The organism is Pseudoalteromonas sp. C8, from assembly GCF_011378685.1.
GTDB lineage: Bacteria > Pseudomonadota > Gammaproteobacteria > Enterobacterales > Alteromonadaceae > Pseudoalteromonas > Pseudoalteromonas arctica.
Genome location: NZ_WTKT01000004.1, coordinates 175,453 through 201,881, shown reverse-complemented (window position 1 = coordinate 201,881; position 26,429 = coordinate 175,453). Strand labels below are relative to the sequence as shown.

21 protein-coding genes are annotated in these 26,429 nt (G+C 38.9%); 14 read left to right on the top strand and 7 right to left on the bottom strand.

All coding sequences use genetic code 11. The annotated features are described in order from the left end of the window. The first annotated feature begins 3 nt into the window (after positions 1-3). Positions 4-2,421 (top strand): glucan 1,4-alpha-glucosidase, encoded by a 2,418-nt coding sequence (locus GQR39_RS06060; protein ID WP_165735096.1) that lies wholly within the window; start codon positions 4-6, stop codon positions 2,419-2,421. A gap of 90 nt (positions 2,422-2,511) precedes the next feature. On the opposite strand, the gene GQR39_RS06055 is transcribed toward GQR39_RS06060, so the two are convergent. After that, positions 2,512-3,531 (bottom strand): LacI family DNA-binding transcriptional regulator, encoded by a 1,020-nt coding sequence (locus GQR39_RS06055; RefSeq protein ID WP_165735095.1) that lies wholly within the window; start codon positions 3,529-3,531, stop codon positions 2,512-2,514. A gap of 291 nt (positions 3,532-3,822) precedes the next feature. On the opposite strand from GQR39_RS06055, the gene glk reads away from it, so the two are divergent. The 6 genes from glk (at position 3,823) to GQR39_RS06025 (ending at position 11,057) form a co-directional block, all read left to right on the top strand. Further along, the gene (gene glk, locus GQR39_RS06050) at positions 3,823-4,815 is read left to right on the top strand and encodes a glucokinase (RefSeq protein WP_165735094.1); all 993 of its coding nucleotides are present in this window, start codon (positions 3,823-3,825) and stop codon (positions 4,813-4,815) included. Between the two features lie 36 nt (positions 4,816-4,851). Continuing rightward, a complete protein-coding gene (locus GQR39_RS06045; RefSeq protein ID WP_010555045.1) occupies positions 4,852-5,865 on the top strand; it encodes a LacI family DNA-binding transcriptional regulator in 1,014 nt (337 codons plus the stop codon). A gap of 336 nt (positions 5,866-6,201) precedes the next feature. Continuing rightward, positions 6,202-8,052: a phosphogluconate dehydratase gene (edd, locus tag GQR39_RS06040; RefSeq protein WP_165735093.1), complete on the top strand. Its 1,851-nt coding sequence runs from the start codon at positions 6,202-6,204 to the stop codon at positions 8,050-8,052. Between the two features lie 33 nt (positions 8,053-8,085). Next, positions 8,086-8,706 (top strand): bifunctional 4-hydroxy-2-oxoglutarate aldolase/2-dehydro-3-deoxy-phosphogluconate aldolase, encoded by a 621-nt coding sequence (gene eda, locus GQR39_RS06035; RefSeq protein ID WP_165735092.1) that lies wholly within the window; start codon positions 8,086-8,088, stop codon positions 8,704-8,706. A 9-nt stretch (positions 8,707-8,715) separates the two neighbouring features. After that, positions 8,716-9,720, top strand: coding sequence for a type I glyceraldehyde-3-phosphate dehydrogenase (gene gap, locus GQR39_RS06030; RefSeq protein ID WP_007582622.1), 1,005 nt, complete (start codon positions 8,716-8,718; stop codon positions 9,718-9,720). Between the two features lie 212 nt (positions 9,721-9,932). Continuing rightward, the gene (locus GQR39_RS06025) at positions 9,933-11,057 is read left to right on the top strand and encodes a sterol desaturase family protein (protein ID WP_165735091.1); all 1,125 of its coding nucleotides are present in this window, start codon (positions 9,933-9,935) and stop codon (positions 11,055-11,057) included. Between the two features lie 93 nt (positions 11,058-11,150). On the opposite strand, the gene GQR39_RS06020 is transcribed toward GQR39_RS06025, so the two are convergent. From GQR39_RS06020 to GQR39_RS06000, 5 genes are all read right to left on the bottom strand, one after another. Continuing rightward, positions 11,151-12,440 carry a leucine-rich repeat-containing protein kinase family protein gene (locus GQR39_RS06020; protein WP_165735090.1) on the bottom strand — a complete coding sequence of 430 codons (1,290 nt, stop codon included), beginning with the start codon at positions 12,438-12,440 and terminating at the stop codon, positions 11,151-11,153. 78 nt (positions 12,441-12,518) lie between these two features. Beyond that, a complete protein-coding gene (locus tag GQR39_RS06015) occupies positions 12,519-13,232 on the bottom strand; it encodes a YebC/PmpR family DNA-binding transcriptional regulator (protein ID WP_010555049.1) in 714 nt (237 codons plus the stop codon). Positions 13,233-13,502: 270 nt separating this feature from the next. After that, a complete protein-coding gene (locus GQR39_RS06010) occupies positions 13,503-15,581 on the bottom strand; it encodes a M13 family metallopeptidase (RefSeq protein WP_165735089.1) in 2,079 nt (692 codons plus the stop codon). Positions 15,582-15,816: 235 nt separating this feature from the next. Further along, positions 15,817-17,595, bottom strand: a complete 1,779-nt coding sequence (locus GQR39_RS06005; RefSeq protein ID WP_165735088.1) for an ABC transporter ATP-binding protein/permease — start codon at positions 17,593-17,595, stop codon at positions 15,817-15,819. A gap of 135 nt (positions 17,596-17,730) precedes the next feature. Next, positions 17,731-19,794 carry a hypothetical protein gene (locus GQR39_RS06000; protein ID WP_165735087.1) on the bottom strand — a complete coding sequence of 688 codons (2,064 nt, stop codon included), beginning with the start codon at positions 19,792-19,794 and terminating at the stop codon, positions 17,731-17,733. Positions 19,795-20,265: 471 nt separating this feature from the next. On the opposite strand from GQR39_RS06000, the gene GQR39_RS05995 reads away from it, so the two are divergent. The 7 genes from GQR39_RS05995 to GQR39_RS05965 all read left to right on the top strand — a co-directional run bounded on the left by GQR39_RS05995 (position 20,266) and on the right by GQR39_RS05965 (position 25,562). Further along, positions 20,266-20,727, top strand: a complete 462-nt coding sequence (locus tag GQR39_RS05995; RefSeq protein ID WP_165735086.1) for a hypothetical protein — start codon at positions 20,266-20,268, stop codon at positions 20,725-20,727. A gap of 108 nt (positions 20,728-20,835) precedes the next feature. After that, positions 20,836-22,674 (top strand): protein translocase subunit SecD, encoded by a 1,839-nt coding sequence (gene secD / locus GQR39_RS05990; protein ID WP_165735085.1) that lies wholly within the window; start codon positions 20,836-20,838, stop codon positions 22,672-22,674. Next, the gene (secF, locus tag GQR39_RS05985; RefSeq protein ID WP_024600299.1) at positions 22,667-23,611 is read left to right on the top strand and encodes a protein translocase subunit SecF; all 945 of its coding nucleotides are present in this window, start codon (positions 22,667-22,669) and stop codon (positions 23,609-23,611) included. Before secD ends, secF begins: the two co-directional genes overlap by 8 nt. 181 nt (positions 23,612-23,792) lie before the next feature. Beyond that, on the top strand, positions 23,793-24,269 hold the full coding sequence (locus GQR39_RS05980; protein WP_165735084.1) for a GreA/GreB family elongation factor: 477 nt from the start codon (positions 23,793-23,795) through the stop codon (positions 24,267-24,269). A gap of 322 nt (positions 24,270-24,591) precedes the next feature. Next, complete coding sequence (locus GQR39_RS05975; protein WP_165735083.1) at positions 24,592-24,849, top strand: type II toxin-antitoxin system Phd/YefM family antitoxin; 258 nt, start codon at positions 24,592-24,594, stop codon at positions 24,847-24,849. Next, a complete protein-coding gene (locus GQR39_RS05970; RefSeq protein ID WP_165735082.1) occupies positions 24,837-25,154 on the top strand; it encodes a type II toxin-antitoxin system RelE/ParE family toxin in 318 nt (105 codons plus the stop codon). The genes GQR39_RS05975 and GQR39_RS05970 overlap by 13 nt, the downstream gene beginning before the upstream one ends. 198 nt (positions 25,155-25,352) lie before the next feature. Beyond that, on the top strand, positions 25,353-25,562 hold the full coding sequence (locus tag GQR39_RS05965) for a zinc ribbon domain-containing protein (RefSeq protein ID WP_165735081.1): 210 nt from the start codon (positions 25,353-25,355) through the stop codon (positions 25,560-25,562). Positions 25,563-25,835: 273 nt separating this feature from the next. Here the strand turns inward: GQR39_RS05965 and GQR39_RS05960 are convergent, their stop codons facing one another. Then, on the bottom strand, positions 25,836-26,174 hold the full coding sequence (locus GQR39_RS05960; protein ID WP_165735080.1) for a zinc ribbon domain-containing protein YjdM: 339 nt from the start codon (positions 26,172-26,174) through the stop codon (positions 25,836-25,838). Between the last annotated feature and the right edge of the window lie 255 nt (positions 26,175-26,429).

The following is a 26,429-nucleotide window of genomic DNA, read 5'->3' as shown; positions in this document are numbered from 1 at the left end:
ACAATGAAAAAATATAACCTTATTACCACTGCTATTTTAACTTTGGGTTTAACAGCCTGTGGTGCACAAAATAAGAATAACGAAAATATTGACGCTACAGTTTCAGCCGCTTCTGGCGCTCCTGGCGCACCAGGTGCTGAACCATTTTGGGCTTACGCGGGTAAAACCGGAATTGGTACTTCTTTTGAGCAATACCAAAACGGCCAATATAATAACAACGCTGCGACAGGTGAAGTATCAAAGGTATGGTTTTCAATTGCTAAAGGTATGATCACCGAAACTATGTTTGGACTCATTCACCAAGCACAAATTAAAGATATGCAGTTTGTAGTAACCGGTAAAGACTTCACAGTCACTGAAGCTGACGACTTAGACGTTACAATTGATTACTTACATAAAGACGATAAAGGTAGACCACTATCGCTTGCTTACAAAGTAACAAGCACAGATAAGCAAGGGCGTTTTACCCTCGAAAAACACATATTCACCGATCCAGGCGGACAAACATTGTTTGTACGCAGTATTTTTAATACATCACTTAAAGGCGTGAGAGCGTATGTTGCTGTTAACCCTTATATAAACAACAACGGCTTAGGTGATTTTGCAAAAACCACTGAGCAAGGCTTAGTTGCCTGGGAAGACGATAACTTTTTAACGTTGCAATCATCTACGCCATTCAAAATGCAAAGTGTAGGCTTTACAGGTGTGAGCGATGGCATCACCTCACTTAAAAAACAACACACACTAAGCAAACAATATTCAAACACTGGCGATAAGGCAGGTAACGTCACTCTGCTGGCAGAGCTTGGTAATATCGATAGTAATACCACATTTGATTTAGCACTAAGCTTTGGTAAAACCCAGCAGCAAAGCCATCAACAAGGTGCACAGAGCTTATCTAAAGGTTATCAAAATGTGCTTGATGCCTACAACGGTAAAGGTGAAGCGCTAGGCTGGGAAGATTATTTACAAAGCCTTGAGCCATTAAACGCCATGGTTAATCAAACAGCCGATGACGGTAAGCTACTTTATACCAGTGCAATGGTGCTAAAGGCACAAGAGGACAAAACCAATGCGGGTGCGCTCATTGCTTCACTTTCTAATCCTTGGGGTGAAACTGTTTCAGCCAAAGAGGGTTCTACAGGTTACAAAGCGGTATGGGTTCGTGACTTTTATCAAGTAGCTATGGCGTTTATGGCCTTAGGCGATACAGCCACTGCAAAAACGGCCTTCGAATACCTTGAAAAAGTACAAGTTACTAGCAAAACTCCCGGTAACAATGGCGACACTGGCTGGTTTTTACAAAAAACACATGTTGACGGTGAACTTGAATGGGTAGGGGTACAGCTAGATCAAACGGCTATGCCAATTATGCTCGCGTGGAAGTTACATCAAGCAAACGTACTAAGTGATAACGAACTTAAAGATTGGTACGCACGCATGCTAAAACCGGCAGCTGACTTTTTAGTTAATGGCGGAAGAGCTAAAATTTTATGGAACGACATGCAAATCACTCCACCTGCAACACAACAAGAGCGCTGGGAAGAGCAAAGTGGTTATTCTCCCTCTACAACGGCTGCCGTTGTTGCTGGCCTTATAACAGCCAGTGACATAGCAACACTCAGTGGTGATACTCAAAATGCTGATCGTTATTTAGCAACGGCTAAAAAGTACAACAGTAATATAGAATCGCAAATGTTTACCACCCAAGGTAATTTAAAAGGTGATAGCACCGATGGCGAGTATTTTATTCGTATAGGTCAAGACACCGACGCTAACTCTAATACTAAAATTAACGCCAACAATGGCCGTGAAGGTTTTAACAAAAAGCAGATTTTAGACGGTGGGTTTTTAGAATTAGTCCGCTACGGAGTAAGAAGTGCCAAGGATGCAAGTATAGTTAAAACCTTACCTGAATATGACGACGAAACGCTTGAAGATAACTTACAAGTTAAATACAGCTTTAACTTTACCGATGGTAGCGGCACATTTGCAGGCTATCGCCGTTATGGTAACGACGGTTACGGCGAAGATGAAACCACAGGTACTAATTACGCCGAAAGCGGGAGCAACACGCCAGGCCAACGTGGTCGTGTATGGCCATTTTTTACAGGTGAGCGCGGGCATTATGAAATAGCAGCTGCAAATGCAAATAATGCGCTTGATGATGCAAAACAAGCGGACATTAAAAATAGTTACGTAAAAGGTTTAGAGCAGTTTGCTAATAGCGGCATGATGCTACCGGAGCAAGTATGGGATGGCGTAGGCGTAAATAAAGCAGGTTATGAGTTAGGCGAGGGTACAAACTCAGCAACACCTCTAGCTTGGACACACGCAGAATACATTAAGCTTGTACGCTCACTCAGTGATAAACAAGTTTGGGATTACTATCCTGTAGTTGCCGAGTCTCTAAAAAACTAATATAAAGCATGCTGTAGTTATTAAAAAAGGCTTCTAAATAAATTTAGAAGCGTTTTTATTATGTTGAAGTCCTATCAGGATATTTGAAGTTTAACTGCTACTTTTTCGAGAAATTAATACAGGTGGAAGTAGGGTACTTTGCACTTCTTCACCACGTATCAGTTTTAATAAGTTCTCTACGAGCATTTGCCCAGCAACAGTGGTGTTTTGCTCTATAGTCGTCAGTGGTGGATTTACATAACTTGCAATGGCTATATTATCAAAGCCGACTACCGCAACATCTTTTGGTACGTTGATATTTGCTTCTTTAAGTGCACGTATAGCGCCAATAGCAATTAAGTCGCTTGCAGCAAATAAGGCGTTAAATTTAATATTATTAGCGATAAGCGAACGAGTGGCGTGATACCCAGATTCTTCAGTTGATATAGCATTAGCCATTTTACGTTCGTTTATTTTTACGTTATTAGCCAGTAGCTCATCTTTAAAACCCTGAAAGCGACTAAAGAATTCAGGGCTATGATCAGATGCATCACCAATAAAAGCGCAATCAGTTCTGCTGTGAGCAATAAAGTGCTCAGCGGCGAGCTTACCGCCACCGTAGTTATCACAACAAACAGTTAAATCTGGGCGATTATCAACCGTTGCACCCCAACAAACAAACTTAGTGTTTTGTTCAAGTAAGGTGTTAAATTTTGGTTGGTAATCAATGTAATCGCCATAACCGAGTAAAATAATACCATCGGCTCTGTGACTGTCTTCATAGTCTGCTTGCCAATCAGCACTGGCTGATTGAAATGATACTAATAAATCGTAACCTTCTTTAGCGCAAGCACGGGTAATGCTGCCAAGCATGGCTAAAAAGAAAGGATTAATTTGTGACTCATCAGAGGTAGGGTCTTCGAAAAGAAGTAATGCAAGTGTGCTGCTTTGTTGTGTACGCAAGTTGCTGGCATTTTTATCAACTTTATAATTAAGCTTTTTAGCTATATCGAAAACACGTTTACGTGTTTCTTCATTAACAAGATGGCTGTTACGTAAAGCGCGAGATACAGTTGATTGAGATACCCCTGCATAGTGGGCAATATCAAAAGAGGTGGCTTTACCTTTCATTGTTACAACTTAATTAATTTGATAAATAATTGTGCCATTTTCGGTTATTAATGAATAATTTCAAGCTTTTTGTGAATTAACGTATATTTTTATTGATAAACGGCTGACACCGGTGTCATAATATAAATGTTTTATCATTTTGTTGTCAAAACGTATTCGCTGTTTATATATTTTATAGGCAGCATTTTTTACTGTGATAGCTACTTTGAGGTGATAGCTCAAAGTATAAATAACAATGGTATACCATTGTAAAATAATAAGCACGAGTCGCTTAACAAAAGAGATAATACTATGAGCCTAAACTCTTCTGCCCAATTTGATCCCATCTTAGTTGCTGATGTTGGCGGCACTAATGCCCGCTTTGCTTTAATAACTGCTTTTAATGAACATACTAACCAATTTGTAATAGAGCACATTAATATTTTTCCTAGTGCTAATTTTGGTTCACTTGAAAGTGCGCTTGAGCAATATTTACAAACAGTCTCGCATATTACACCTAAACGCGCATGTTTAGCCGTTGCAGGTCCAATAAAAGCTGGGCAGGTACATTTAACCAATTTAGGTTGGCATTTTAGTGTTAGTGAATTTAAAACTCATTTTGATTTACAGCAACTAGAAGTCATTAACGATTTTGCTGCCTTTGCATATGCGGCTCCTTACTTAGATCCTAAACAAAATGTCATTGTTAAATCAGGCCAAGCTGATGACAATGCTAACATTGGTGTTATAGGTCCAGGTACTGGTTTTGGTGCCGCGTGCTTAGTTAGAACGTCGCAATCTACCGCTGTTTTAAGTTCAGAAGGGGGGCATATATCGCTTGCACCAGTTAATGAACTCGATACTTTACTATTAAATGAGTTACGTAAAGATCATCCCCATGTTTCTATTGAAACTGTATTTTCAGGCCCTGGCATAACGCATTTATACAAAGCGATGTCTGCGGTTAAGTGTGTAACAGCTAAAAATTTAGATGCTGCGCAAATAAGTAGTCTAGCAAATAGCGGTGAATGTGCTGTGTGCGATGCAACGCTTAATCAATTTTGTGATTGGATCGGCAGTGTAGCTGGCGATCTAGCCGTTGTTTACGGTGCTTTAGGCGGACTATTTATTGGCGGTGGAATACTGCCTCGTATGCAAGCAAGACTTCTAGAGAGTCGTTTTGTTGAACGATTTTCGCAAAAGGGTATTATGTCGCAGTACGCAGGGCAAATTCCTGTAATACTTGTAACACAAGATAATATTCCACTAATTGGTGCCGCAGCGTGTTTGCACAACAGCAAATAAGGAGCTTTCCTTGTTCGCATTTGGAAAAATAGAGTGATGAAAAAAGTAACAATAAACAGTGTGGCAAGTCATGCTGGTGTTTCTAAAAAAACCGTATCACGCGTTTTAAATAACGAGCCTAATGTTAGTGCTGCAACCCGAGAAAAGGTGCTTGCGGTATTTAAAGAACTCGATTACACCCCAAATCCAATTGCACGAGGCCTCGCACAAAATCGTAGCTTTATTATTGGGTGTCTTTACGATAACCCAAGTAAAAGCTACATTACTCGCGTGCAAACGGGTGCTTTAGAAGCATGTAAAGAAAATAACTATAATTTATTGATACATCCTTGTGAGTTTCGTGGTGAAGCCCTTATAAATAATATTGAGCAATTACTACAGACTTCTCGATTAGATGGCATAGTGCTAACACCTCCTTTTGGTGATTTTGCTGAGCTTGTTGCTTTTTTAAAATCTAAAAAAATTCCTTACGCAAGAGTTGCGTCAGCTTTACTTCAAGATGATTCTATTTCAGTTCGTAGTAATGATGAACAAGGCGCATTTGAAATTACTGAGCATCTAATTAGCCTTGGGCATAAATCTATAGCGTTTATTAAAGGACACCCGGATCACAGTGCCACGCAACAACGCTTTAAAGGCTACAGGCGTTCACTTGCAAGCCATGGAATAGAGTTTGATGAGCGCTTAGTAGAGGAGGGTAACTTTAGTTATCACTCAGGTGTAGATAGTGCACGCAGTATTTTAGATTTGTCTCCTAGGCCAACAGCTGTATTTGCATCAAACGATTACATGGCGGCAGCGGTATTAAAATTAGCTACCCAGCGCCAATTAAAAGTGCCTGATGACATTTCAATAGCCGGCTTTGATAATGCACCCATTGCACGTCATATTTGGCCTGGTTTAACGACTATTGCACAGCCTGTTGAAGAAATGACTAAACAAGCCGTAACTCAACTTATTTCACACATAGCTCAACCGCAAGAACAGCCGTATCAGGTAACGCTTGAGTCACGCTTGATTACACGCGAGTCTACCTCTGCGATAAAATAGTGAGTTAAAAACACTTTCACAGTAGCCCGAATATGAGTGACGCTTATTCGGGCTTTTTTTTGCTCTGAACTTGCTAAAATATACTTTGTGCCTAAAAATCAATTAGGTCATTATTCGGTCATGTTAAAATATTAAACTATTTTTGTTACCCGGGGTTGACACCGGTGTCATTGCTATGCGTTAATACAGTGACACCGGTGTCAGGGCTGTTGTGAGAGGCTCCCTGGTAGCGTACCTTTGAACGGGTAAATCAAAGATGCTCAGTACAGTTATTTACGTGGAGTCTGTAGTTGCTACTGAGCCTTTATCCTCTAACTAATAGAGATGAGTTAAATTATGTTACATCCTCGTATTCAAGAAGTTACCCAGCGCGTTATCGAACGCAGTAAAAATACCCGTCAAGATTATTTAGAACGTATTTCGCACGCAAAAAAACAAACAAGAGTTCGTGCCGGTTTAGGTTGCGGAAATATAGCCCATGTTATGGCTGCATGTAGCAGTGATGACAAAGCGCGCTTAAAGGCTGATGAGCAGCCAAATCTTGCTATTATCAACTCATATAACGATATGTTATCGGCTCATGTGCCATACAAAGATTACCCAGATTTAATTAAAGACATTGCTACTAAATACGATGCTACAGCACAAGTTGCTGGTGGCGTTCCTGCAATGTGTGATGGTGTTACGCAAGGGCGTGACGGCATGGAACTTTCGCTTTTTTCTCGTGATGTAATTGCTATGTCTACGGCAATTTCCCTTTCGCACGATGTGTTTGATGGCGTTTTTTGTTTAGGCGTTTGCGACAAAATCGTCCCGGGTTTATTAATTGGTGCTTTGTCGTTTGGTCATTTACCTGTGTTTTTTTTACCAGCAGGTCCAATGCAGTCAGGTATTCCTAATAAAGAAAAAGCACGTATTCGTCAAAAATTTGCACAAGGTTTAGTAAGTCGCGAAGACTTATTAGAGGCTGAAAGCGCGTCTTATCACAGCGCAGGTACTTGTACGTTCTACGGTACTGCAAACTCAAATCAAATGTTAATGGAAATAATGGGCTTACACCTTCCTGGTAGCTCGTTTATTAATCCTTACACTGAGCTTCGCGATGGTCTTACAGGTAATGCTGTAGAAACCATGCTTAAGCAGCTTACAGATGATAAAGAAAGCCCGTGTTTAGCCGATGTGATCAGCGAAAAAACGATCATAAACGGTTTAGTCGGCTTGCTTTCTACTGGTGGTTCTACGAACCATGCTATTCATATTGTTGCGATAGCAAAAGCGGCGGGCATTCAGGTTACGTGGAAAGACATGTCTGATTTATCAGAAGTTGTACCACTACTTACACGTATTTACCCTAACGGCTCAGCTGATGTAAACCACTTCCAAGCAGCTGGCGGTATGGGTTTCTTAATGCGAGAGCTAGCAAGCGCTGGTTACTTACACACAGACGTTAAAACAATGCTAGGCGATGGTTTAGCACCTTACATGACAGAGCCTCGTTTAGATAAAGACGATAGCCTGATCATGAGCAACTCAACCGGCCCAACTAAAGTAAAATGGGTAGATTGCCCAGCAAATTCACACGATGAAGAAGTACTTCGCCCAGTGAGTAACCCTTTTAGTAAGCAAGGTGGTCTGCAACTCCTAACGGGTAACCTAGGTAAAGCTGTTATTAAAGTGTCAGCTGTTGCTATTGAACATCAGGTTGTTACTGCTCCTGCGAAAGTATTTAGCTCACAAAGTGCTCTGCAAGACGCATACACGCGTGGCGAATTAAACCAAGACTTTATTGCCGTGCTAAAAGAGCAAGGCCCTAAAGCGAAAGGTATGCCAGAGCTACATAAATTAACGCCAGTAATGGCAACGCTTCAAGATGAAGGCTTTAAAGTAGCCATTGTTACTGACGGTCGTATGTCGGGTGCATCAGGTAAAGTACCAGCAGCTATTCACTTAGCACCAGAGGCAGTCGAAGGCGGCGTTATTGCTAAAATCCGAGAAGGTGATTTAGTGACACTTGATGCGCCAAACGGAATATTAAAAGTACACGTTAGTGACGAAGAACTTGCTAAACGTGAAGCAGAACTTAGCCTGCCAAGTGCAACATTTGGTACAGGTCGTGAATTATTTACTGGATTTAGAAATATCGTAAGCAGTGCCGATTTAGGCGCGAGTGCTTTTGGACTTGAATAAATATTAGCCATACTGGGTAATGAGGAACAAGTAATGAGTATTGAAAAAATCTTAGCATCGGCACCCGTAGTGCCAGTGGTTGTAATCGAAAAATTAGAAGATGCAGCACCACTTGCAAGAGCGTTATATAACGGTGGCTTAAAAGCCTTAGAAATAACACTACGTACACCTATTGCTGCAGAAGCTGTAAAGCTGATGAAAGCAGAAGTACCTGAAGCCTATGTAGGTACTGGTACGGTAGTAGATAAAGCAAGCTTTGATCTTTCGGTTGCCGCAGGTGCAGATTTTATGGTGAGTCCAGGTGTTAGCGATGAGCTTATTGCTTTGGCTAAAACATCAGATATACCATTTTTACCAGGCGCTGCAACTGCAAGTGAAGTTATGCAACTTGCGTCGCATGGTTTTAAGTATTTAAAATTCTTCCCTGCAGAAGCTGCAGGCGGAACATCAATGCTTAAATCAATCGGTGGCCCATTACCACATATTACTTTTTGCCCAACTGGCGGCATTAGCCTAGCAACTGCACCGAACTATTTAGCGCTTAACAATGTTATTTGTGTTGGTGGTACGTGGATGCTAGATAAACAACTAATTGAAAATAAAGACTGGCAAGCAATTGAAGCGCTTGCTCGCCAAGCAAGTGAACTTAAATAGGAGTCTAAAATGATTAATGTAGCAATTAACGGTTACGGCCGTATCGGTAGAAATGTTTTACGTGCACTTTATGAGTCAGCTCAAAACAGCGAAATTAAAATTGTAGCAATTAACGATTTAGCACCTGCTAACGTTAATGCACATTTAACGCAGTATGACTCAGTTCATGGTCAATTTTCTAAAAAAGTAACACTTGAAAATAACACCATGTTAATTGATGACGACGTAATTACGTTAACGCAAGAACGCGACCCTGCAAATTTACCGTGGAAAGCACTAAACGTAGATATCGTTTTAGAATGTACTGGTTTTTTCACTAAACGTGATGACGCTGCTAAGCACATTACAGCAGGCGCTAAAAAAGTAATCGTTTCTGCTCCAGGTAAAGATATGGATGCAACAGTGGTTCATGGTGTAAACAGCGATGTAATTAACGCTGATAGCCAAATTATTTCAAATGCATCGTGTACTACTAACTGTTTAGCACCACTTGCAAAAGCAATTAATGACACAGTAGGTATTGAAAAAGGTAGTATGACAACGATTCATTCTTATACGAATGATCAAAACCTATCTGACGTATACCACCCAGATCTATACCGTGCTCGTAGTGCAACTCAATCTATGATCCCAACTAAAACAGGTGCTGCGGCAGCTGTTGGTTTAGTATTACCAGAACTTGCTGGTAAATTAGACGGTATGTCGGTACGTGTACCAACAATCAACGTATCTTTAGTTGATTTTACGTTTATTACTAAGCGCGATACGACTGCAGAAGAAATCAATGCAATCATGAAAGAAGCGTCAACGGGTTCAATGAAAGATATTTTACAATATAATGAGCTTCCGCTTGTTTCTATCGACTTTAACCATAACCCAGCGTCATCTATCTTTGATGCAACGCAAACTAAAGCCGATGGCAATCTAGTTAAAGTAATGGCTTGGTACGACAACGAATGGGGTTTCTCAAACCGCATGTTAGACCAAGTTAAAGCATTAGGTGCGTTTTTATAATACAGCCCTAATGATGTAAAGTTTTAGCTTTATCCAACCAAGCCACGCATTGCGTGGCTTTTTTGCGTTTGGTTTATCTGTATATTTGCAACTCAGACTATGGAGGGAACTATTTGTATTTTTTATACCCTAAATTTTGTTAATATGTGGGTGTGTAAATCAATGGAATTTCGTTGTATTTAATTAACTCAACGAAGCAAGGGATAACAAAAATGATCAGAGCTTTATCACGAAAGGTATTTCGCACAAACCACCTTCAGATAGGTGAGGGCAACATAAGTGGCTACATAGCCTGCTTTTTAGCAATACTGAGTTGCTTAGGCGTATTAGCGTTTCACTTTCCTGAATACTTAACCACACCAGAACTGAGAAAAAGCTACAGCGTCGACTTTTTACGTCAGCTTATGTTCGCATCATTATTGGTCTCGGGCAGTTTAGGACTACTTAACTTTGTACGTAATACCAATAAGCGCTTAGGAGCTACAGCGTGGTTTTTTATTATATTGGCTATTATGTTTGGCGGACCAAACGTTGAAGTAAACGAGTTTGCCAGCGACACACCTTACATAGGGCTCGATTGGTTTATTTTAGACTTACTCGGCTCAACACTCATATTTATTGTTATTGAAAAGCTGCTACCGCATCGGAAAGAGCAAAAAATATTGCGTAGTGAGTGGCGAGGTGATTTAAACCACTTTTTTGTAAATCATTTAATTATTGGTTTTGTATTACTTGTTACTAACCATTTTGTACATTATGGTTTTGGTTGGGCTGTATCATCTACAGTACAAGGTTATATAGAGCAAACACCCTTTGTAGTGCAGTTGTTTTTAATAATACTTGTGGCCGATTTAATGCAGTATTGGGTGCATCGTGCTTATCACGAAATTCCTTTGTTATGGCGTTTTCATGGCGTACATCACAGCGCTAAAGAAATGGATTGGTTAGCGGGCTCTCGCCAACATATTCTTGAAATACTGGTTACTCGCAGCTTAGTGCTCACGCCCATATTTGTACTTGGATTTTCACAGCAAATAATTAGTTTATACGTAATAATTGTGGGTTTGCAGGCTGTGTTTAATCATGCAAATGTACGTGTTAGATTTGGTTGGCTAAAATATTTTATGGTTACACCGCAGTTTCACCATTGGCATCATGCGTCAGATAAAGCCGCGATTGACCGTAATTACGCTGCGCATTTTTCGTTTTTAGATTATGCGTTTGGTACAGCAGTTAAAGGCCAAAAAGAGTGGCCAGAAGCATATGGTGTAGTCGGGGATTACATGCCGATAGGTATGCTAAAACAACAGGTTTATCCGTTTAAGCGCACTAAATAAATTCGAATGATCGAATAAATACACAATACAAACTAACAGGGAGCAACGTGTTACACGTTGCACCCTTTTAGAATTTATTTAATTAATACTGAGTTATACATTTAGCTCTTCTAATAACTCAATAAATGTAGGCCTTTGATTTAATATAGGTCGAATAGCACGTTTTGCCATATCGGACATTTTAAAAAATAGCTCGCTTTGTCTATCATCGCCGGTTACCGTGCTTAATAAGTCTTCAATTAAACAGCCCAAAGCGCTTACTTCTATCAACTCTAGTTGCTTTTGCTGATACTCACTTAGCATTGTTAAATTAGTTGCAGCACCAAAGTCACCAAACAGAACGTTATGGGTTTGGTTAACCATAGTGTTATGCGCATAAATGTCGCCGTGACTTACTTTACGAACATGCAAGTGGCGTAAGGTGCTTACCATTTGCTGTGCAATTTTTAAAATAGCTTCAGTTGAGTAATGGCAATCATTATTAAAGGTATCACGCGTACAGGTTTCAAGGCTTGGAGGTAGGCCTAAATTAGCAAAGCTTTTATCTATTAGCTCCATCACTAAACCTAACTGATCACTTTGTTCTATGTAGGCAAGTACTTTAATTAAATTAGCGTGATCGCCTGCTTGTAAGCAGCAATTTACTTCATCAAGCGGGTAGCCGTCGCTGGTAATTGCACCTTTAAATAATTTAATCGCTACAGCGCTGTCAGCAGCTTGTGCTAAATGAATAACGCCCGATGCACCTTGGCCAATAACATGACTAAGTGTGTAATCGTTGAGAGGTTTATTTTCTAGGCTGCATTTTGTAAGGCACTGAGCTTTATTAAAATCGTTACCGGCAAACGCAAGCCAAGCAAGTTTAGGCAATTCAAACAGCCAGTCGTCTACGTGTGTTAAGTTATTAGCAGAGAGCCTAACAAGCTCAAGGCTTTTGCACTGCGACATACTATTTGGCAGCTGCTTAAGTTGATTGCCCGCAAGCGCGAGCTTTTTGAGCTTCGTAAATTGGCCAAAACTTTGTGGAAGCTCAGTAATATTATTGTCGGTGAGTATGAGCCATTCAATATTTTTTGGTAAACAATAATCACTAAACTCAGTTATTTTACAGCCTTTAAATGCAACCATTATCAGAGCAGGGCATTTAGCTAAAACCGCAGGAATATGCTTAAACTGATTAAACGATAAAAATACACGCTTAAGGCGTGTTAAACAGGCAAATTCATCAGGTAGTGTTGATAAATTATTATTTGATAAATCGAGTACTTCAAGCGTGTCAGCTAAACTAAAAATTTCTTCAGGGAATGTGTTTAGCTCTTCTACTAATTGCAGGCGAGTAGCACCAACAAGTTTGCCACTTTTAAGCTCCGTAAGATTATTCATATATTTATACCACGTTCTAAAAATGAAAAAGCCAACATAGCTGCTGGCTTAAAGTCGTTCTAACTTAGTTAACTAATTTTAGAATTGCGCGTTATGGTAAACGTTTTGTACATCGTCGCAATCTTCTAGCATGGCTAAAAAGCGTTCCATAACTTCTACGTCTTCGCCTTCAATAGGCGTTTCAATTTGTGGCACAAAGCTAATTAGGTCTTCGTCAAATTCAGTCACGCCCATTTCTTCAAGCGCTGTACGTGTGTTGTTGTACTCTGTGTGAGGAGCAAAAACAGTGACTTTACCGTCATCAACTTCTACGTCAGTTACATCAACGTCAGCCATCATTAGTGCTTCAAGTACTGCTTCGTCGTCATCACCGTCAAATACAAAAATAGCAAGGTGATCAAATAAATGTGAAACAGAGTTTTGAGCGCCAATTTTAGCATTTGCTTTAGTAAAACAAACACGTACATCAGCAAAGGTACGTTTGTTGTTATCTGTTAAACAATCAACAATAATCATACAGTTACCTGGGCCGTAACCTTCATAACGTGTTGCTGAGTAGTCTTCGCCGCCGCCGCCTTTTGCTTTATCTATTGCGCGGTCAATAACGTGTGCTGGCACTTGGTCTTTTTTAGCGCGTTCAATCAAACGACGTAATGATAAGTTACCATCTGGATCTACACCGCCGTTTTTAGCGCAAATATATATTTCTTTGCCGTACTTAGAATAAACTTTAGTTTTAGCACCCGCAGTCTTAGCCATTGAATCTTTTTTGTTTTGGTAAGCTCTTCCCATCTGCGTTTCGCCTTAATATATGTAAATAATAGAATAAAATTATAATGCGTATTCTAAAGGTAAATGCATTCAAGGGCTAGTAAGTATTAGAGTAGATTAAAACTGTCGCGTTTAAAAGCCATCTAAAGTGCATTTTATTAAGGGATTTTAGGGGGGCTTAAAGGTGGTTTTCAGAGCAAATAAAACCCAATAAAAAGGCAACTCATTTAATGAGTTGCCTACATTGAGTAATAAAATTAAACGAGGCAAACTAATAGCCTCATATATTACTTACCAAATACGTACACGTTCATCTTCAGGAAGGTATAACTCATCGCCTGGTTTTACATCAAACGCTTTGTACCATGCATCGTGGTTACGTGGCGCTTGTGCTCTAAAGCGACCTGGGGCATGTGTGCCACCACGAAGTTGGTTAAGCATGCTTTGCTCAGTACGTTTTTCTTTCCATACTTGTGCCCACGCAAGGAAGAAACGTTGATCGCCAGTAACACCGTCAATAACAGGTGCTTCTTTGCCGTTTAAACTTAGCTTGTAAGCGTGGTAAGCCATTGATAAACCACCCACATCACCAATGTTTTCACCAAGGCTGTTGCGACCATTAACAAAATTACCTTCAATTGGCTCGTATTTACTGTACTGCGCAGCCAGTTGATCGGCTTTTTTGTCAAATGCAGCGCGGTCAGCATCAGTCCACCAATTACGTTGCACACCGTTTTCGTCTGATTTTGAACCTTGATCGTCAAACCCATGACCCATTTCATGACCAATTACAGCGCCAATACCGCCATAGTTTACAGCCGGATCGGCATTTGGATCGAAAAACGGCGGTTGTAATATCGCAGCCGGAAATACAATTTCATTAAACGAGCTATTGTAGTAAGCGTTTACGCGTTGTGGCGTCATGCCCCAGCGGTTACGGTCTGTTTTTTGTAGCTCTTTTTCAACACTTTCTGCGTGGAAAAACTCACGCATGTTTTTCACATTACCGATTAAATCGTTTTTAGTAATGCTCAAACCATCATAAGACTGCCATACATCAGGGTAACCAATTTTAGGTACAAATGCAGCAAGCTTAGCGCGCGCATTTACTTTAGTTGCATCACCCATCCATTCTAGATTATCAATACGTTCACCAAGGGCTGTTCGAAGGTTTTCAACCAGCTCTGACATTTGTTGTTTTGATGACTCAGGGAAGTAACGCGCTACGTATATTTTACCAATAGCAAAACCAAGCGAACTTGTGCCCGACATTTCACTTATTGCACGTTTCCAACGAGGGCGAGGCTCTTGCTGTCCGTTTAGTTCTTTACCAAAAAAAGCAAAGTTAGTATTAAATACGTCTTCTGATAGTAAACCTGCGTTACCGCTAATAGCGTGATACGTTAGGTAGTCTTTCCATACTGCAATATCTTCTTGATTGATTAGCTCAATCATCGCTTTTATTGGTTCAGGCTGAGACACATTTAACTGAGGTACTTTATAACCTGTTTGCGCAAAGTATAAATCCCAGTTAAAGCCAGGGTAAGCAGTGCTTAAATCGGCACGTTCAACTTGGTTTAGGGTTAAATCGCGATTACGACGCTTTTCACGTGGCCAGTGACCTTGTGCAATTTTGGTTTCAAGGTCAAGAATAGCTTGAGCGCGCTCAGCGGTATTTTCAGTGCCTGCAAACTCAAGCATTTCAGCAATGTGAGCAACATAAGCTGTACGTGTTTTAACAAAGCGCTCAGCGTCTTCAAGGTAGTAAGAGCGATCGGGTAAGCCTAAACCACCAGCACCGAGGGACATTTCATATTTGTTAGGGTCTAAGCGGTTAAACCACATGCCGCCGCCAAAAGGGGCTTTATTACCGGTTAACCAAGACTTACCAAACATTTCAGCTAGATCGTCAGTTGACGCTATATCACTAATTTCACTTAACAATGGCTTAATAGGCGCTACACCTAGTTTATTAAGTGTTTCGGTATCCATATACGCATTGTAAAAATCAGCAACTAGTTTTTCTTCTGCGTTTAAATCTTTACGTGCGGCTATTTCTTCAAAAATAGCTTTAACATCGTCTTCGCTGCGCTCTGCTAATCCTGAAAATGCACCGTAGCGGGTTTTATCTGCAGGCATTACGTAGTTGTCATACCACGTGCCACTGGCATACATAAAAAAGTCATCGCCTGGTTTAACGGCTTCGTTACGCGCTGTTAGGTCAACACCAAAACTACCTAACTCTGCTTTTTTTGTCACTGCTGCAGTGGCTATTTTAGGTTGTTGCTCGTCTGTTTTTGTTGTTTGCGGCTCTGAACAACCGGTAATAAATGTGGCAGCTAAAGCTGCTGCAATTAAACTCTTTTTCATTATGTTCCCCTGAGGAGCTTTTTGATTCAAATAGGAGTGAATCATTTATTGTTACGAATATTTAACTTATCGATTGTTATTGATATTAATCATACAAACAAACCATTTGAGGTGAATCACCACAGTGCTCGATAAAACTAATATAGAAGAAAAGAGAAAGGTCGATAGGCGCTATAAAAGCTTTATTTAGCTCGAATGCTTAAAAGTATCCGAGCTAAGAGGGGTTACACACTCTTTATTTTGTATGCTGTAGTTCCCACATACGGGCATATTCTCCGGCGAGTGTGAGTAACTCATCGTGCTTACCTTGCTCAATAATTTGTCCGGATTTGAGCACAATAATGGTGTCTGCATCGGTAATAGTAGAAAGGCGATGAGCAATAACAATACTCGTATGGTTACTGGCAACTTCACGCATTGCTGCGAGTATTGCTTGCTCAGAATGAGAATCGAGTGCAGAAGTTGCTTCATCAAAAATTAAAATAGGGGACTTTTTCAAAATAGCGCGGGCAATGGCAATACGCTGTTTTTCGCCGCCTGATACTTTTAAACCGCGTTCGCCAACCAGTGTTTTATCGCCTTTATCAAGTGTCGCTATAAAGTCTTTTAAATGCGCCATAGCAATGGCTTCATCAATTTCTGTATCGCTTGCTGATGGTCTACCGTAAGCGATATTTTCACGAATAGTGGTGTTAAACAACACGGTGTCTTGCGGGACTATTGCAATGGCTTTTCGTAAACTATTAAGTGTTACTGAGTTTATTGCTTGATTATCGATACTAATTTCACCAGCGCTTACATCATAAAAACGATAAAGCAGTCGGGCTAATGAGCTTTTACCAGCACCACTGGCACCAACAATGGCTACTTTGCTGCCAGCTTTAACACTAAAGCTAAGGTTATTAAGGATCGGGCGGTGCGCATCGTAACTAAAACTTACATTGTTAAATGTTATTTCACCTTGGCTAATATTGAGCTCTTTAGCATTAAGTGCATCGGTTATTTGTGGCTTTTTGTTAAGTAGCCCAAGCATGTTTTCAAGATCGGTTAGGGCGCGCCTTATTTCGCGGTACACAAAACCTAAAAAATTGAGCGGTAAAAATAGCTGAATCATATAAGCATTAATCATCACAAGTTCACCAATAGAAAGCGTACCTGCAACTACCTCGGTTGAGCCCAACCACATTAACGCGGTAATAGCACAAGCAATAATAAGTGCTTGGCCTGAATTAAGGGCGAGCAGCGACATTCTATTTTTTAAACGGGCTTTTTCCCAGTTTGCTAAAAAGGTGTCGTACGTTTTTGCTTCAAACTGTTCGTTATTAAAATACTTTACAGTTTCATAATTAAGCAAGCTGTCTATTGCGCGGGTATTACTTTGATTGTCGGCAGCATTTGCTTCTCTAATAAAGCGGTTTCTCCACTGGGTAACCACCACAGTAAAGGTAATATAAATAGCGACTGCCAGTAATGTAATAAGCGCAAACCAAACAGAAAACAACGTGCCAAAAATAATCGCAACGGTCAGTATTTCAAACAAAGTAGGCACAATATTAAACATTAAAAAGCGCATTAAAAAGCTTAACCCGCTCGTACCGCGTTCTATATCGCGGCTAATGCCACCGGTTTGCCTATCTAAATGAAAAGCCAGCTCAAGTGAGTGCAAATGCTTAAATACTTTTAAACCAATATCACGCATGGCGTGCTCGGTTACACGAGAAAATACAGCATCTCTTATTTCACCAAAAAATACGCTAGCAAAACGCAGTGCACCGTACATCAACAATAATAAAGCTGGAATAACTAACAGTGGGTTAATTGACTTATCTACAGAGTCTATTATTTCTTTTAGTGCCCAAGGCATTAAAAGCGTGGCACCTTTTGCGCCTATAAGAGCCATAAGTGCAATAAAAACACGGCCTTTAAATTTTGTAAGGTAGGGCCAAAGCGTTTTTACACTTTGGCGTAGGTTCATGGCGTCTGGTCGTTTTTCTGTGCTTTGTCTGGGGCGCATTCAGTATCTCAGAATTGATATGTGGGTAGATAAAATCACTTATAAGTTAAGTAAACGCAGTAAATTGAAACAAGGGAAGATATTTTTAAGTTTTTTTGAATATTAATTTATAAGCGTTAAAATGGAGTTACCAACTTAATGCTTTCTAAAATAGCAGTATATATTTTCCGGTAGAATATATCGCATATAACGTTTTCTGAAACCAGCTTTCCATAATGATTTGCTATAGGTTTGCTTAAACTTAATCGGGTTAAGAAACATTTTTAATGGATCGGACGTTTTAGCAAAATAACTTTCATGGTTATTTGCTCCGACATACTCAGAGTGTTTTAGATTACCAAAGTTTACGGATTCGCTATAAGTAGGGGTTTTTAATAGTCGAGATATAGGTTTTATAGCCGTTTCAGGAGCGATATTTATTTTTTTATAGTCCCTCTCAATAGCCATAAAATCAGAAATAAAGTCCATAGCCCCTTTTTGAAATTCGTTTATTGTATTTAGCTTATCATTAGAAAAGTCATTAGGTTCGAATATAGCTACTATGTCATCATTTTTTTTATCGAATTTAATTACAGAGCCGTGAGGTGCCGAAAAAATAAATTCGAGCATATGCACACCTTCCGATAACACTTGAAAATTATTTTTAGGTTCTGAAAAGTTACACATATAGCCAGACATCGGAAACCCTTTTTCAGAAAACTTCATTGCAGTTTGAAATGTGCCTAGGTAATAACCATGAATATCTATTTCATTATTTTCTAATAGCATTAGCTTATTCAGTGAATTCTGGATTGTCCCTTGCCATCCAATGTCAACAATCGCGACTTTTTTGGTATCCATAAACCCAATTTGATCTAGGTAAGTTAATAGGTTCTCTCTTTCGACCGCTGCATTACTACATATATCATCAACTAATAAATGAAAGAGTTTTGCTAATTTATCCTTATCGCTATCTGTTTCTATTGTATGATTTTGATCAGAAAAGCCTACTTTTTTTATTTTTTCAATATGTTTTTCCGCTTCTATATCAACTCTATCAAGGTAGTTTACGACGCTCAAATTAGGAACAAAATGACAAAGTACCTTTATCGAATATTCATCGATGCCATTGTATATAGTGGGGATGTTTATAGCTCGCCTTGATGCATACATATATTTACTAACAGGGGTTTTAATTCCTTGATTCATAAGGCTATACACTTTATGCATTATATAGCCGTCGCGCGCAAGGAAAAATATATGTTCTATTTCTTGATGTATTACCTGACTAGTAAGCCAGCGAGTTAAGCCAAAATATATTATTCCACAATAAACATAACCGAAGTCGTACCAAATATTTTCATTGTTATTATTTCTTTGGGTAAACGTTTTGTTGATGATAGTCGCAAAATAAATAGATTCTTCTATAGAGAGTTTCGAAGGATATAGCTCCCTTAGCCTTTTAAATGAATGATGGCTAAGCGCATATTCACTGGTTTTTTTGTAATAGTAAGGTTTGATGCCTTCTTTCATCGCATTAATTACATCGGCGAAGTAATAATCGCCAATATGTAATAGCTTAGATGGTTTACAGGATAGTTCTTTAAGTATATGTGGATATAATCCACCTTTAGACTTTGATTTACGGATTACAGAAGATAAAAATAATTGATGGAATTTTGTATAACCATTATCGTAAAGAATTTTTTTTATCACATATTCTGGTAAGTACATGTCTGAGGTGAAAATTACCTTTTTATCATTATCAATACAGTATTGATAAAAAGAGTGCATATATTCATTTTTAACACAAAATTTTAATTCTATTTCGATTTCTAGCGCTTTCAATGTATTTATTGTTTTGCTATCTAGATCTTGTGTTTTTTGTATGTGTGCATATATTTCATCCAAACCTATGGATTGAGTACCATTCAGCTCAGTTAGTATCTTTGTCGCTTCTGGTTCTGCTTTACTTCGGACACTTTTAAAATCTATGTCTAGCTTTTTATGTTCATCATTATATAAATTTTCAACTATTGTAAAAATATCAGCTGGTTCGAGGACTTTTCTGAGGATCACTGTATCGAAAATATCGAAAGAGACTATTTCACTGTTGTCTATTAGCTTTTTTAGGTCAGTGTCATTACTTAGGGTATTTATTAGCTTTAAGCTTTTATTGTAAAATTTTGCGACAATTTTACTAAATATGTTTTTTTTCATAATGACTTTCCCTGCCTTATTTACTATCCATAACATAATTAAGAAAATCAAAATTTAGCTATTTGTTTACATTTAATTATACTAATTTCGTATATCCGCTGCAACTTACGCATTTAATAGTACGAAGCATCATAGGTTATCTGTTATTTTACCAAAAAAAACCACTAAATGAATGTTAAATGAATAATAAAACTGCAAATATTAGAAGTTTAGCAAGCCTAAATCATTACTCGGTTTTCATTAGGTAAGGGGAAGGTATGTTGCCGAAGTAGTAGATTTAAACGTAACATATTTTGTAAATTAGATTTTCAAAAGAAAATTTAAATAATTCGCTCGACCTAAAGTAACTTTAGCGCTCTGAGGCGAAAGTAAAGCTATGGGGAAAGTTAAACTAAATACATAGCAGGCTATTGTATTTCAAATACTAGCCCTAATATACTGTGCATCCCTTATTTTAGTTTTAAAACGTGAATGTTTAAATTTAGAGTGTTTTTAACTGCTTTTTTGCTACTTGCTGCACTTTTTAGTGTGCAGAGCAATGCTATGGGCGCCTCACAAAATTTAAATATCAATATTAGTACGCAGGTTTCGCTTATTGATATTGGCGATTTAACTAAAATACAGCCTATTAGTAAGTCTGTAGATACTGCGCAGCATAAAAAAACGCATCAAACCGATTTTGACGCGCACCAACCACGGTTAACTGCCAATAATTCATCACTGTTTTTGCACACTGTTCAAAGTGAACCAGAATACGATGTGGTTTTTGAATTTTTTGCTCAAAATCTTGTTAGGCATATATTCTTACGACCAAGAGCGATTAATCCTATACAGCCTTGGTATACACTTGTAACTAATAGTAAAAAGTCGCGCTTAAGTGGCTGGAAAGACGTTAATTTACTCTACAAAGCTGTAACTACCTACCACGCTTAATTTTCCTTATTTAATTTTATTAGGTTTTAACTTTTAAAGTTTTAGCCTGCAGATTAATTGTGCTTTTAAAAAGTACGTTGCTAGCTTTGCTGGCAATAAGGATTCAACATGTTAAGTTTTAAAAAAGATAAAAAGCCGTCTACGGCTAAGTTCAAATTAAGCTATATAGCCATGCTGATAGTATTGGTTTTATTAGCTATCAGCGCATTACCAAATTTATACCCAAATAAATCGTGGTTGCACATCAGTGCTGCTCCGCACAGCGAAACGCAATCTTTACCGAGCACTAAAACGCTAGTTACTTTTTTAAATAAACAAGGGCTAGAGGTTGAGCAGGGTTTAGATAAGCAACCCACTATTAATATACTTTTAAACGAGCCAACTAAAAGCGCTCAGGCGCAAGCGGCTATAAAAGCACAGTACCCAAACATGCAAGTTAAAATTGTTGAGCATGCCACCAGCCCCTCATGGTTACAAGATTTTGGTTTATCACCAATAAAGCTGGGCCTTGATTTAAATGGCGGTGTGCTATTTGTACTAGACGTAGATTTAGATAAAGCCGTTGATGAGCAGTTAGTCAGTGCATATCAACAAGCTAAATCAATTATTATTAAGCAAAAAGCACATGGCGTAAAAGCGCAGCAAACTCAGCACGGGTTTGAAATAAACGCATTGCCTAATGCAACCGACAAGTTAACCCCAGTTATTGAAGAGCTACAAAGCCGATTTGCTAATTTAGCCGTTGTAACAAGCAATAACGGCAGCGTTAAAACTGCCAAATTTAGTTATTCAGAGCAAGGCCGCAGCAGCTTTGATAAAGAAGTAATGGGGCAAACACTTACAACCCTTCGTTCACGTATTGAAGAGTTAGGCATTACCGAAGCGGTAACACAGCAACAAGGCAAACATCGCATTCGTATAGAGCTTCCTGGCGTGCAAGATCCAACCGAAGCCAAGCGTATTATTGGTGCAACCGCATCGCTTGGTTTTTATCAATTAAAAGAAATTGGCGGGCAAACATTTAATATGCAATCGGGCGGAACCATAAAGCTCGATCCTGTGCCAATTTTTACAGGGGACCATATTAATAATGCAAACATAGGCCGCGACGATTGGGGTAAACCACTAGTACAACTAAGCCTCGACGGCCAAGGTGGCGATGCAATGTCGGCGTTTTCAAAAGCCAACATTGGTAAGCCAATGGCGACAGTTTACTCTGAGTATTCTCAAAACGCTAAAGGCGAAGTAGTTAAAAAAAGCGAAGTTATTAATGTTGCCAATATTGCTCAGCATTTAAGTTCGCGTTTTAGTATTACCAATATGAAAAGCCAACAAGCTGCAGCCGATCTGGCATTATTACTACGTGCAGGCTCGCTTACAGCGCCCGTTACAATTGTGCACGAACAAACAATAGGGCCAAGCCTCGGCAGCGAAAATATTAGTAATGGCTTAGCCGCGCTTATGTTAGGCATGGGTATTACGCTTGCATTTATGGCGCTTTGGTATCGCCGTTTAGGCCTTATTGCAAACGTAGCACTTATATTAAATTTAACGTCGCTTGTGGGCTTAATGTCATTATTACCAGGGGTTGTGTTAACGCTGCCGGGTATTGCAGGCCTGGTGCTAACCATAGGTATGGCGGTAGACACCAACGTAATAATATTTGAACGTATTAAAGAAGAACGGCGCCAAGGCCGTGCACCATACCAAGCTATTCAAGAGGGGTATAAACAAGCCGCAAATACAATATTTGATGCCAATATAACCACCATGATCACCGCACTTATTTTATACGGCATAGGCTATGGGCCAGTTAAAGGTTTTGCCATTACACTCGCACTGGGGCTTTTAACATCTGTATTTACAGGTGTGTACGTATCAAAAGTATTAAGCCAAACGTTGTATTTAAAAATGGGTAAAAAAGCAGGAGTAAAAGCACATGCTTAATTATTTTTTGAAAGGTGAAAAGGGTACACGTTTACGTTTTATGGGCATGCTTTTAAGCGCCATCTTAGTGCTGCTATCGGTATTTACGCTTACGCAAAAAGGTCTAAATTTTGGCCTAGATTTTACCGGCGGTTATTTAACTGAGTTTACAACCAGTCAAAGTGTTGAACTAAAAGAGCTTCAATCGTTTATTGCTAAAAATCACAACGGTGAGTTTGAGCTAACCGCGCAAGGTAATAGTCATTTTCAATTAAGAGAAGCGCCAAGTGCATCAACTACATCAACAACAGCTAATAGCCTTGATTGGCAAAGCGCTGTTACACAAAACGATGATATAAACGCACAGGTATTATCGTCAGCTTATATTGGCTCACAAGTGGGCGATGAGTTATTTGATCAAGGCTGTTTAGCAATGTTTGCTGCAATGATTGCGGTAATGATTTACCTTGCAGTGCGTTTTGAATGGCGCTTAGCCGTTGGCTCTGTGGTAGCGCTAGTGCACGATTTAATACTCGTACTTGGGTTATTTTCACTATTACAAATTGAGTTTAACCTAACCGTACTGGCAAGTTTACTGGCTATTATTGGTTACTCACTTAACGACTCAATAATAGTAGGGGATAGAGTACGTGAGCTTTTACGTGTTCAATCAAACAATGTACTTAGCCCAGCGACTATTATTAATAATGCGATTAAAAGTACACTAACACGTACCTTAATAACGTCGGGTACCACACTTGCAACGGTTGCCAGCGTTTGGTTACTTGCAGGCGCACCACTGCAAGGCTTTGCTATTGCATTATTTACCGGCATTGTAGTGGGTACGTTCTCGTCTATTTGTATAGCGGCAACCTTGCCGGAGCTATTGGGCTTAAGCGCTAAAAACTACGAAGTTAAAGTAGATGCCCACACGCAAACATTATTAGATATGCCATAAGGTTTTTAATAAAGCACAAGCAAAGAGTAGCATCAACCAACCGCTCTTTGCTTGTTTAATGCAAATTCAAGCCCCGCTAGTATTCCCACCAAGCTTGCGGGGTTTAAAACAATGGTTTTAAGCCCCGCAAAAATGTTAAGCTAGCTGCCTTATTTTTACAGCCTGTATTGTACTAATCCCCATGAATAAAACCCACGTTATCGAACATCTTCGCTTTGCGTTAGAAGCACAGCTTACAACAGCAAAAATAGCGGCAAAAACCGCGCACGACACCGCCACACATGAAGAAAACATAGCCGAAAACAAATACGATACCCTCGGGCTCGAAGCCGCTTATTTAGCACAAGGCCAAGCCCAGCGCGTAAACGATTGCTATAAAAGCATTGAATTGTTCGAACCTGCCTTTAACGAAAAACCAACCGACAAAATAGCTATCGGTTCGCTGGTATGTTTAGAAGATGATAACGCAGCCCAAAAATGGTTTTATTTAGGCCCTGCAGCTGGTGGTTTAACGGTAAACGTTAAACTGCACGCAATTGCTGTTGTAACACCCGGCGCACCAATGGGTAAGCAGTTATTAAATAAACAAATTGACGATGAAATTACGTTAAAAATTGCAAGTAAAGTCCACGAGTATGTGGTGGTAGAGATCTTATAAAGCTTTGGTTTTTAAGAGAAGCGTTTGCTGGCAGAGCTATACTAACGAAATAAACGCTTATTTATATTCATAAATTAATTGTCGGATGGCATGGCTTCACCATTTATCCAACCTAAAGCAATGCTTTTATAGCGTAACGTGGTGTGTACTTCAATTTGTACAAAGGCATATAATGAGAGGTACCTAATAGTTTAAAAATGATCAGGGTTGACGTTAGGTGCTCCCTTTTTAATTGATTTTAGTGGTTTATAGCCTCGTTAGTTGTATTTCCCAAGTTGGCTACTCGGTGCTACTATAGTGATACATTTGTTTGGGGATTATTATGAGAGTAGAACTAGTAACAACATTGAAGCGTCAAGCAACGAAGATATTATCTGAACTTCATTCCTCTAAAGAACCTGTGTTGATAACTGAACATGGACAACCATCTGCATACTTAGTAGATGTTGATGATTATGAATTTATGCAAAAGCGTATGCAAATTCTTGAGTCTCTTGCAAAAGCAGAGCAGGCAATAAGTCGTGGTGAAACCATCTCGAATGTTGAAGCTAAAGATAAAATGAATAAATGGCTGAAATAATTTGGACTAATCCAGCTTTGGATGATCTTAACGATATCGCTGAATATATCGCATTAAGCAATTTGCAGTCAGCGAAAAAATTGGTTTCCAAAATATTTGAAAAAGTTGAACGTCTCGAACTCTTTCCTGAATCAGGTAAAAAACCAATTGAGTTAGCTAACCTAAATTCTCTTGAACTGGTCGTGAATCCTTGTCGTATATTTTACAAAAAAGATAACGATAAAGTATATATTTTGCACGTGATGAGACAAGAACGAGACTTACGAAAATTTTTGTTGCTAACGCAATATACAGCTAACAAGTAGATAATCTCTGAGTGAAATTAGTATGACCCCCATACTAATTATTATAAAAAGCAATTATTAAAAAGCCATCCAAACATCTATCAAAATTCCAACTTAACCAATATAAGAACTAAATTATAGTTTGTTTATTAAAAAAATTGCTACACACGTTCCTTAAGTGTTTAATATACCGTACATAAATAATATGGAGGTTGAAATATGAGACATAACAATTGGTCTTGCTCTAAGTGTAATAATAACGAATTTGATACCGGTGAAATAAGAGTTTCGGGTGGCTTTTGGTCCAGAATTTTTGATGTTCAAAATAAAAAGTACACCGCTGTGACATGCAGTCGATATAGTTTTACTGAATTTTATAAAGGTTCATCATCAACACTTGGTAACGTATTTGATTTCTTTACTGGGTAATCGAAGCTTAAAAAGCACTTTAACTGAAATGTAAACTGATCAGTTCAAGAGATACCTCCTCATTAAGGTGAGGAGGTTAAATGCTTAAACACACCTAAGCGATAATTCACCTTATTAAATGTAGGTGGACCTTTAGATATACACCAACTAATAGCAGTTAAACAAAATCTATTACACGCACTAATAATAAGCTTCAATAACAGACCATAAGGCTTGGATGAATTTATTTTTATGATTTTTCATCTAACATCCTTATATTTTAAATATCTAATTTTAGGTGGCTTTTTTCACAAACTTTGCTGTTACCATCATTTCGCCAATGCCTTCTACTTTACAATCAAGTTCGTGATCTTTTTTATCAAGTACTCTTCTAACTACCGCTTTGGTGCCAATTTTAATTACTTGCGAGCTGCCTTTAATTTTTAAATCTTTGGCTACTGTCACTTTGTCGCCATCACTTAGCACAGTGCCATTGGCATCTTTAACTAAAATTGCGTCTTCATCGCTTGTATTATTAGGGTTCCACTCATGGGCGCACTCGGGGCAAACAAGCAATTGTTGGTCCTCGTAAACATATTCACATTGGCATTTTTGGCAAGCAGGCAGCGACATTTTTAACTCTCATAAGGTATTGTTTTGCGTATTTTAATCTGCGTTATTAGTTAATCAATATTTTTTATCTTCACGCTAAAAATATCTCGTTTGTGCGTTTTTAAAAAAGGGCATATAAAGCACATGTCGCTTAAGCAATTTAAGCGCTAACTCGTACAGTAGGTACCTGTTAAAGCACCCATCATATTAAGTGATTCGCGCAATGCCCACTTAGTACGATGGGTGTTTCTATTTATAATGCTTAGTATTTTACTA